This window comes from Streptomyces sp. NPDC014006, assembly GCF_043088925.1.
In the GTDB taxonomy this organism is placed as follows: Bacteria; Actinomycetota; Actinomycetes; order Streptomycetales; family Streptomycetaceae; genus Streptomyces.
The window spans coordinates 1-3,712 of record NZ_JBICAJ010000046.1; the positions used below are offsets into that span (position 1 = coordinate 1).

The window sequence follows — 3,712 nt, forward strand, 5'->3', positions numbered from 1 at the left end:
TCCACACCCACGGCCACCCCGTCAACTGGCCCATCCCTCGGAACAGCCAACACATCGACCTGCCCACCTACCCCTTCCAGCACCAGCGCTACTGGATCAACCCCCGAGCGACCGGCTCTCCCGACACTGCGGACACCCGCTTCTGGGAGGCCGTCGAGAACGAGGACTGGGAGTCGCTCGGCCGCACGCTCTCGGTCGAGGGGGACGCACCGCTCAGCACGGTGCTCGCGGCGCTCGCGTCCTGGAGGAAGAGCCTGGATCGTGTGTCGACGGTGGACAACTGGTGGTACCGGGTGACCTGGAGGCCGGTCGCCGATCCGCAGGCCGGACCGGCCGGTACCTGGCTGGTCGTGGTTCCCGTCGGCCAGGAGGACGACGCGCTGGTGGGCGCGGTCACCCGTGCTGTGCGCGGTCGGCAGATCGTGGTGGACCCGGCCGAGGCGGACCGGGCGCGCTACGCCGAGCGACTTTCCGGCGCCTTAGGCTCGGGCGATGACAACACTGCCGTGACCGGCGTGCTGTCCCTCCTCGCGCTGGGCGGCGACGACGTGGCCCCGGGGGCGGCGGCGCTCGCTCTCTTCCAGGCGCTAGGGGACGCCGGGGTGCAAGCCCCGCTCTGGTGTGTCACCCAGGGCGCGGTCGGCACCGGCAGCTCCGACCCCCTCACCAGCCCCGCCCAGGCGCAGGTCTGGGGCCTGGGCCGGGTCGCCGCGCTGGAGCACCCCGACCGTTGGGGCGGCCTCGTCGATCTGCCGGAGCAGCTCGACGAACGCGGCGCCTCACGCCTGCGTGCCGTACTGACCGCGGCGCCCGGCGGTGAGGACCAGGTGGCGATCCGCGCGGCCGGTGTCCTCGCGCGCCGACTGACGCGGGCGGCAGGCGGCAGCGGTACGCCCTGGCAGCCACGCGGCACCGTCCTCATCACCGGCGGCACCGGCGCGCTCGGCGCACATGTGGCGCGCTGGGCCGCCGAGCACGGCGCCGAGCACCTGGTCCTCGCCGGCCGGCGCGGCGGCGAAGCCCCCGGAGCCACCGCCCTCGGCGACGAACTCGCCGCGCTCGGAGTCACCGTGACCCTCACCGCCTGCGACGTCACCGACCCCGACGCCGTACGCACTCTCATCGCCGAGCACCCCGGACTGACCGCCGTGGTACACACCGCGGGCGTCCTCGACGACGCGGTGCTCGACCGGCTCACCGCCGAGCGCCTCGATGACGTGCTGCGCCCGAAGGCCACCGCCGCCGCGCTGCTCGACGAGTGCACGCGTCACCTCGACCTCGACGCGTTCATCCTGTTCTCGTCCGTGGTCGGCGCGCTGGGCCGGGCCGGGCAGGGGAACTTCGGTGCGGCCAACGCCCACTTGGACGCGCTCGCCGAGCGGCGGCACGCGCTTGGGCTGCCCGCCACCTCCGTGGCCTGGGGCCCCTGGGACGCGGACGGCATGGCGGCAGGCGACATGGCCGAGCAGTTGCGGCGGCGCGGGCTGCCGGCCCTGGCACCGGACCTGGCGCTCACCGCGCTGGGAGAGGCCGTCGGGCGCGGCGAGGCGACGGTGACCGTCGCCGACATCGACTGGGCCCGGTTCGTGCCGGCGTACAACGCCGCCCGTGCCAGCGCGCTGATCTCCGACCTGGCAGACGTACGGGATCTGCGGACCGAGTCCGGCGCCCAGCCGGGCGGCGACGGCGGGACGTGGACGGCGCAGAACCTGTCCGGCCTCTCCGACGCCGAGGCCGAGCGGTTGCTGCTGGACCTGGTGCGGACGCAGGCCGCCGCCGTGCTCGGGCACGCGTCGGCGGACGCGGTGAGCGCCTCGCACGCTTTCAAGGACATCGGTGTCGACTCGCTGACCGGGGTCGAGCTGCGCAACCGGCTCGTCGCCGTCACCGGTCTGAAGCTGCCGCCAACGCTGGTGTTCAACCATCCGACGCCGCAGGCGCTGGCCCGCTTCCTGCACACGCACGCGACCGGCGCGGCGGAGTCCGCCTCCGCGCTACCGGTGCCGGTGGGTGCCCCAGCCGAGGACGACCCGATCGTCATCGTGTCCATGGCCTGCCGCTATCCCGGTGGTGTGCGCTCGCCCGAGGACCTCTGGCAGCTGGTCACCGACGGCCGGGACGCGGTGTCCGTGTTCCCCACGGACCGCGGCTGGAACATCGACGCGCTCTACCACCCCGATCCGGAGCGTGCGGGCACGTCGTACGTCCGGGAGGGCAGTTTCCTGTACGACGCCGCCGAGTTCGACGCCGAGTTCTTCGGGATCTCGCCGCGTGAGGCGCAGGCGATGGACCCGCAGCAGCGCCTTCTGCTGGAGACGTCGTGGGAGGTGTTCGAGCGGGCCGGGATGGATCCGCGGTCGGTGGCCGGCAGCCGGGCGGGCGTCTTCGTCGGTGTGGCGTCGCAAGACGACTACGGGCCGCGCATGAGTGAGGCCCCCGAGGGATTCGAGGGATACCTGCTCACCGGCACCGCGGCAAGCGTGATCTCCGGCCGGGTGGCGTACACCCTTGGTCTGGAGGGCCCGGCCGTCACGGTCGACACGGCCTGCTCGTCCTCGCTGGTCGCCCTCCACATGGCCGTCCAGGCGCTGCGCGACGGCGAGTGCACGCTCGCGCTCGCGGGCGGCGTCACCGTGATGGCCTCGCCGGGGACGTTCGTGGAGTTCAGCCGGCAGCGCGGACTCGCGCCCGACGGCCGCAGCAAGTCCTTTTCAGCGGCTGCCGACGGCACCAGCTGGGGCGAGGGCGCGGGTGTCCTGCTCCTGGAGCGGCTGTCGGACGCCCGGCGCAACGGGCATCCGGTCCTGGGTGTCGTACGCGGTACGGCGGTCAACCAGGACGGCGCCAGCAACGGCCTCACCGCCCCCAACGGCCCCTCGCAGGAGCGGGTCATCCGCCAGGCGCTCGCCCGGGCCCGGCTGACCGCCGCCGACGTCGACGCCGTCGAGGCGCACGGCACCGGCACCCGGCTCGGCGACCCGATCGAGGCGCAGGCGCTGATCGCCACGTACGGCCAGGACCGGCCGGCCGGCCGGCCGCTGCTGCTCGGCTCCCTGAAGTCGAACATCGGGCACACGCAGGCCGCGGCGGGCGTGGCCGGAGTCATCAAGATGGTGATGGCGATGCGTCACGGAGTGCTGCCGAGGACGCTGCACGTGGACGAGCCGACTCCGCACGTCGACTGGTCCGCCGGTGCGGTGACTCTGCTGCGGGACGCGGTCGAGTGGCCGGAGACCGGACGGCCCCGCCGAGCCGGTGTGTCGTCCTTCGGCGTGAGCGGCACCAACGCCCACGCGGTCATCGAGCACTTCGAGGAGGAGCCGGCCGTCGCCGACGCGTCCGACGCCGAGCCCGGACCGTTGCCGTGGGTCGTCTCCGGCCAGGGCACGGACGCCCTGCGGGCGCAGGCCGAGCGGCTGCGGACGTTCATCGCGGCTCGGCACGAACTCCCCATGGACGACGTGGCCTTCTCGCTCGGCACCACGCGGGCGGCGCTGGACCACCGTGCCGCCGTGGTCGCGGAGGACCGCTCGGACTTCCTCGACGCGCTGGGCGCGCTCGCACGGGGCGAGGCGGACAGCCGGGTCCTCACAGGGTCCGTGGACCGTGCGCAGGGACGGTTGGCGTTCCTGTTCTCGGGGCAGGGCAGCCAGCGGGCCGGGATGGGACGCGAACTGTACGCGGCCTTCCCCGTGTTCGCCGCCGCGCTCGA

Annotated in this window: 1 protein-coding gene; it reads left to right on the top strand. The window is 74.0% G+C overall.

Translation table 11 applies throughout. The annotated features are described in order from the left end of the window. On the top strand, positions 1-3,712 hold a 3,712-nt coding region (locus ACF1GV_RS42460; protein WP_391692514.1), incomplete at both ends, for an SDR family NAD(P)-dependent oxidoreductase.